Source organism: Porcipelethomonas sp. (genome assembly GCF_051893655.1).
Taxonomy (GTDB): Bacteria; Bacillota; Clostridia; order Oscillospirales; family Ruminococcaceae; genus Porcipelethomonas.
Genome location: NZ_JBJFHN010000132.1, coordinates 1 through 6,454 on the forward strand (window position 1 = coordinate 1; position 6,454 = coordinate 6,454).

General features: G+C 37.5%; 4 protein-coding genes. All 4 read right to left on the reverse strand.

The genetic code is table 11. The features are described from left to right. Nucleotides 1–63 precede the first annotated feature (63 nt). The 4 genes from ACI4WO_RS08195 to ACI4WO_RS08210 all read right to left on the reverse strand — a co-directional run bounded on the left by ACI4WO_RS08195 (nucleotide 64) and on the right by ACI4WO_RS08210 (nucleotide 6,142). Entirely contained in the window at nucleotides 64–2,052 is a 1,989-nt protein-coding gene (locus tag ACI4WO_RS08195; RefSeq protein ID WP_439807071.1) for a glycoside hydrolase family protein, read from the reverse strand. Further along, the gene (locus tag ACI4WO_RS08200) at nucleotides 2,049–2,750 is read right to left on the reverse strand and encodes a cohesin domain-containing protein (protein WP_439807072.1); all 702 of its coding nucleotides are present in this window, start codon (nucleotides 2,748–2,750) and stop codon (nucleotides 2,049–2,051) included. Before ACI4WO_RS08200 ends, ACI4WO_RS08195 begins: the two co-directional genes overlap by 4 nt. 211 nt (nucleotides 2,751–2,961) lie before the next feature. Then, nucleotides 2,962–5,520 (reverse strand): DNA gyrase subunit A, encoded by a 2,559-nt coding sequence (gyrA, locus tag ACI4WO_RS08205; RefSeq protein ID WP_439807073.1) that lies wholly within the window; start codon nucleotides 5,518–5,520, stop codon nucleotides 2,962–2,964. A 13-nt stretch (nucleotides 5,521–5,533) separates the two neighbouring features. After that, a complete protein-coding gene (locus ACI4WO_RS08210) occupies nucleotides 5,534–6,142 on the reverse strand; it encodes a YcxB family protein (RefSeq protein ID WP_439807074.1) in 609 nt (202 codons plus the stop codon). Nucleotides 6,143–6,454 lie beyond the last annotated feature (312 nt).

The following is a 6,454-nucleotide window of genomic DNA, read 5'->3' on the forward strand; positions in this document are numbered from 1 at the left end:
AATCAATAAAATTAAAAACGAAATAAAAGTTTTTTTGCTTACTTTTTTTTCAAAAAAAGTAAGTTACTGTTCAGAAACGATACGGCTTAAGCATTCCACATCCTTACTGTTGACCTGACCGTCACCGTCAATATCGGCAAGATAAACGGCTTCTTCATCAAGTTCTGTTTTACCATCAATATACTGATTCAGCATTATCAGGTCAAAAATATCCCTTGCACCGCTTTTGTCAATATCCCCCGGAAGCTCATAAATATCAGGCTTTGAAACATTAACTTCAAAGGTTTTGTAAATTCCGCTGTAGCCTACTTTTACCTCCTGAACCCCCTCATACTGAGGATTATATCCGCTTATTGAATAGTCTGTTATCTCATTTTTGGTATTGTTGTCAAAATATGCGTAAACTATAAGTCCTTTTGTATTTAATTCCTGCCCCAGAACATATTCAGTCTTATCAGGATTATTTGTGATTTTAATATCAATAAGTGACTTTTCGCTTACTTCAACTGTAAAAGTATCCTTAAATCCCTGATATTCAACTTCTATAGTTTTTATACCGGGAGTCTTTGAAAATCCTTCTGTATTGTTAAGATAGTAATCTGTAATTTCAGACTTTGTGTTGTTGTCATAGCTGCCGATTACTTTCAGTCCGGCAGGAGAAAATCCCTCCCCAAGCTTATAGACAGTCTTTTCCGGACCGCTTTCAACTTTAATTCCGGTAAGCTTTTTTTCTTCTACAGTAACTCTGAATGACGCAGTTTTTTCCATGTATGTTATTGTTACACTATGACTTCCCGGAACAGATTCAAATCCGCTTACAGTAAAGTCAGTTATAACCTCTTCACTTCCGTCACTGTATTTTCCCTTGACCTCAATTCCGCTCAAATCAAGACGTTCTCCCTCAATATATGTAACCTTTTCAGGTCTGGAGGAAATGTAAATACTTACCAGAGCTGCACCTTCAAGCTCCTGTTCGCTTATTCTTTCAGCAAAATCAAGGGTACACCAGCCTATTTTTCCGTCTGAAACCGTCTTGCCCCACAGATATCCGTCACTTTCACAGGTTGCATTTACTGTTATCTGAGTACCATATTCCAGAGTTCCGACCTTACTGTAATTAAGTCCCGGACCTGATTTTAAATCCACTCCGTCTTTGGCAGTTATTTTCCAGTTTTCAGACAGATTTTCTGTTATATCCGGATCCTCTTCCTTGTCCGGATCAGGATCAGGGTCTGGATCTGGATCAATTTCAGGATCCGGTGAATCATCATCATAGCCTATAGGTCCCCCTGCCATGTATTTACAGTATTCAAGAGTACACCAGTGCTCTGCTCCGTCATATTCAGTTTTGCCCCAGAGAGTACCGTCTCCTGACGTCTTTTTTTCGGTTATGGCAAAAATAGTATTCATGCTCATAAATCCGGTTTTTTCAGAGTTTACATCAGCACTTTTTCTGAGATTTATTCCATTGTCTGAATTTACTCTCCATACTTCATGTATATAGTCATTTCTGTCGGACAGGAACAGTCCTGCTTCCTTCTGGCGTCTGTTAACAAGTCCCTGTACAACACTTCCTCCGGCTTTTCTCCATTCTCCGAAAGCTTTTTCGATTTCAAGAAAGCTGTAATTTTCCGAGCCGTTTATAAGATATGTTTTAAGATCAAATTCATCATAAACTCCCCATATATTACCCAGATTATATGTCATACTTACCAATGCATCAAACTGATTTTGTTTTAAGTCTATATTATATTTATCTGCAAATTTATTTACATAGCCTTCATATGTTGTAAGAGCATCTTCAAGAAGAGCCTCTGCCTCTTCTTCTGTAATACCATCGGGGTATTCGTCCTCACCGACTCCCGTTCCATATCCTATAGTCCACTGACTGTAATCCCAGTATTTATATTTTGAAAATCCCTCACACTCTTTTATAAGGTCAAGGCATTCCTGACTGGCTTTCATATTTCCTGATGCTTCTGCATTAAACACAGGAATAACCATAACAAATGTCAGAAAAAAGCAAAGAAATTTTTTTAACTGTTTTTTCAAATTGCTCCTCCCTTTCTGTTTTGTTTCATGATATAATTTACAACGCCGTCACTGTCAGATAAATTTATAATATTGTTATAATCTATATCTGCATTTATCACATATTTATTATTTATAGGATATAATTCCCGGCTTATATTATATTTATTAATTGCCACAGCGTCCGCAGCGGTAGTTTCACCGTCACCGTTAGCATCTCCCCAGATATAATCCTGCATAATTTCTATTTCTGAATCAACAGTATCAAAAGCTATTTCCTCAAATTTTTCATTTCCCATTGAAGAGTAGCCTATATAAAGTCCGGTTTTAGTTCCTGTTTCTGCATTTTTTGTTCTGAATTTAAGTTTTGCAAGTTCTCCCGAAACGTTCGCATCCTCGCTGTCAGACCACACTATTCTTACGCAGTCGTCAGAATACTCCCCATTGCAGTAAAAATTACCGTAATTTAAAGCACTGCCCATTGAAGCGTCCTCAAAAGAAAGCTTCTTTGGATCAAAAAATATTTCAAAGGAAAAAGCACTGACAGAAATTTTTTCATTAACGTTTAAAGAAACTGTTGTTTCTGCATTTTCCTGAGCGTAACCGCACTGGAGTGAAATTTCCGGAAGTTTTTTCTTTGCCGATACTGAAAAAAGGTTTAAAGACAAAACCACAGTCAATACTGCAGCTGTCAATACTGCTGTTTTTTTCTTTAACATCATATCGTCTCCGTTAAGTTATAATTTCTCAACTTATATTTTAACAAACTTGAAAGTGCAAAATGTGAACTTTTTATTAACAAACTTACATATTCTGTGTTTTTGTGCAAATTTTACAAAGTTTTGGTCATGCTTTTTCAAAAGACTAAAGGGACGCTTTGCAAGTGAAAACGTCCCTTTATTTTGTTATGGCAAACTAAAAAGAAAAAGATTATTCTTCTGTTTCTTCTTCGTCCGGTTCCGGATTCTCTTCTGCGGTACTGTTTTCCAGAGCTTCCGCTTCAGCATTTTTTATATCTTCTGCAATTTCTTCTTCAGACGGCTGTTCAACTTCTTCAACCTCTGCCTCATCGTCATGTTCAGTTCTTGTAAAGGATACTACACTGTTATCCTCAGAAACCTTCATAACCCTTACGCCTGCAGCATATCTTCCCATTATTCTTACATCACTGCATCTGATTCTTATAACTACACCATCTGTTGAAATAAGAATAATATCATCTGTTTCGTCAACAACCTTGATTCCGCAGACATATCCCTTTTCTTTTCCGGTTTTGTAGTTTTTAAGACCAAGACCGCCTCTGTTCTGGATTTTATAAGCGTCCAGCTGAGTTCTTCTTCCAAAGCCCTTGTCTGTAACGGTCAGGAGAGATGCTCCTTCTCTGACTCTTGCCATAGATACTACATAATCTCCGTCCTTTAATTTTATAGCTCTGACACCATGAGCAGAACGTGACATAGCTCTGATTTTTTCTTCTTCAAGCCTTATTGCCATACCATTTCTTGTTGCCACAAAAAGCTGTGCACTGCCGTCAGTCATTCTTACTCCGGCAATTTCGTCACCCTCGTCCAGTCCTATTGCTATAAGACCGTTCTTTCTGACATTTTTGTATGCTGAAAGAGAAGTTCTTTTGATTTTGCCGTTTTTAGTAACCATTACTATATATTTTCCCTCATCAAAGTCCGAGGTTTTTATCATTGCGGCAATTTTTTCATCTTCTGCCAGAGGAAGAAGATTTACAGCATTTAATCCTCTTGATGCCTTTGAGCCTTCCGGTACTTCATAGCACTTAAGCTTATACATGATTCCCTTGTTTGAAATAAACAAAATATTATCATGAGTTGAGCATACAAACATTTCGCTTACATAATCTTCTTCACGCTGTTTCATTCCTGAAACGCCCTTTCCTCCCCTTTTCTGGGTTTTATAAGCGTCTACAGGCATTCTCTTGATATATCCTATATTTGTATATGCTACAACACAGTCTTCAACCGGAATAAGGTCTTCTATATCAACCTCTCCGCTTACTGTTTCGATCTGTGTTCTTCTTTCATCATTATATTTTCTCTTGATTTCAGCAAGTTCATCTCTGATAATACGGTGAACCTTGTTTTCATCAGCAAGTATTTCTTCAAGCTCTGCGATTTTTTTATGCAGCTCATCCAACTCATCTAAAATCTTCTGTCTTTCAAGACCGGTAAGCTTGCCCAGAGTCATCTGAACTATAGCTTCTGCCTGAATTTCTGTAAGACCGAATCTGTCCTGCAATCTTTGTTTTGAATGAGGAATATTTTCAGAAGTTTTACATATTTCAACTACTTCATCAATGTTATCCGTAGCAATAACCAAGCCTTCTAAAATATGTGCTCTGTTTTTTGCCTTTTTCAGGTCATATTCAGTACGGCGTCTTATAACCTCAACCTGGAACTTGATATATTCCTCAATAGTCTGCTTCAAGGTCAATACCTTAGGTTCGCCGTTTACAAGGGCTAACATATTCACTCCTACAGTATCCTGAAGCTGAGTATAGGTAAAAAGCTTATTTAAAACTATCTGGGGAATAGCATCTTTTTTAAGTTCGACTACTATTCTCATTCCCTCTCGTCCGGATTCATCACGGATAAAGTGAATACCGTCAATACGCTTTTCCTTTACAAGATTCGCCATTGACTCTATAAGTCTTGCCTTATTTACCATATAAGGTATCTCATGGACTATAATACACTGTCTGCCCTTAATTTCCTCAATAGAAGTTTTAGCTCTTAATATAATTTTACCCTTGCCGGTAGCGTATGCCGCACGGATTCCGGCACGTCCCATAATAATTCCCCCTGTAGGGAAATCAGGACCTTTTACATACTGCATTATTTCTTCAAGAGTGCAGTCAGGATTTTCCATAACAAGGTCAATAGCGTCTATTACCTCTCCCAGATTATGAGACGGTATATTTGTTGCCATACCTACTGCGATACCGGTAACACCGTTTACCAAAAGATTCGGGAAACGGCTTGGCAGAACTACAGGTTCTTTAAGTTTGTCGTCATAGTTTGTGGTATATGGGATAGTATCCTTGCCGATATCTGTCAGCATTTCTCCGGCAATTTTCGACATTCTCGCTTCTGTATAACGGTATGCAGCCGGAGGGTCGCCGTCCACAGAACCGAAGTTTCCGTGACCGTCAATAAGCGGATATCTCAGGGAAAATTTCTGTGCCATACGCACCAGTGCATCATAAACAGATGCGTCGCCGTGAGGATGATATTTACCCAGAACCTCTCCGACTGTATAGGCGCATTTTCTGTAGGGCTTGTCGGCAGTATTTCCGGCATCGTTCATAGTGTAAATAATACGCCTGTGAACCGGTTTCATACCGTCCCTGACGTCCGGCAGCGCTCTTGCAACAATTACAGACATCGAGTATTCAAGGAAAGATTTTCGCATTTCCTTGTCAATATCAACGTCTTTTACTTTTGAATTGTCATTATACATTTTCAAACTTCCTTTATTTATTTACTTCGCAGATAAAATTCTTATAAAGCTGATTTCCGAAATGCAGATTCATAAGGGTTATTTCCTCTTCCGTAAAATCCTTTTTAGGAATAACATAAAACATGGATTTTTTTATATAAACTATGAAAAAATCTTTTCTTTCAACAACCTTTACAGAATTGTTTAAATATATTTCAGTTTCTGCAATTTCTTCCTTTTCAGGCATATCTCCGAATACTTCTTCATATTCTTCAGGGGTTTTTTCTTCCTGTTCCTCAGGCTCTAAAACCGTACCGATAAGCATTTTGTCGGGGTATAATGTCATAACATAAACATCATTTTCAATACCCTTTATGGATTCCATAAGGTTTCTTTTAAGCTTTTTCGGATTGTACCAGTTTACACCAATAAGTGCCAGACAGACAAATATCAGTACATATCCGATTGTTGATCCTTCCCCTAAAACAATATTCACAACATTTAAAATTGCTGCAATTAACAGTATCACAGACATTATCATATTTCTGGGATATACAAACTTTTTCTGAAAAACTGTAAACGCTTCCCCGAACATCTCATAGGGAATCGAATACCTTTTCTTTACTAATATCTCTTCGTCCATTCATTTTCCTTTCTCCAGCCTTTTGAAAAAGGCTGGGCGAAAACTTTTATTTCGCTTTTACTTTACTGATTTATTTTATATAAGGCTCGACCTCTTACTTTTTGAAAAAAGTAAGACAAAAACTTTTAAACGTGGCTTTCTTTTATTCGTTCCTTTAAATAAGGCTCGATAAGTTACTAAACTGAACCTTAAAAGGAAAAATTTGAAAAAAAGTAGGAAAAAATTTTTAAACGTGGCTTTCTTTTATTCGTTCCCTTAAATAAGGCTCGACAGCTTACTTTGTAGGGGCGAGCATTGCTCGCCCTTCTTTTA

What these genes read in the sequence shown, in the direction of transcription:
- ACI4WO_RS08200 (WP_439807072.1), bottom strand. Translation starts at nt 2,750, where the DNA reads ATGTTAAAGAAAAAAACAGCAGTATTGACAGCTGCAGTATTGACTGTG.
- gyrA (WP_439807073.1), bottom strand. Translation starts at nt 5,520, where the DNA reads ATGTATAATGACAATTCAAAAGTAAAAGACGTTGATATTGACAAGGAA.
- ACI4WO_RS08210 (WP_439807074.1), bottom strand. Translation starts at nt 6,142, where the DNA reads ATGGACGAAGAGATATTAGTAAAGAAAAGGTATTCGATTCCCTATGAG.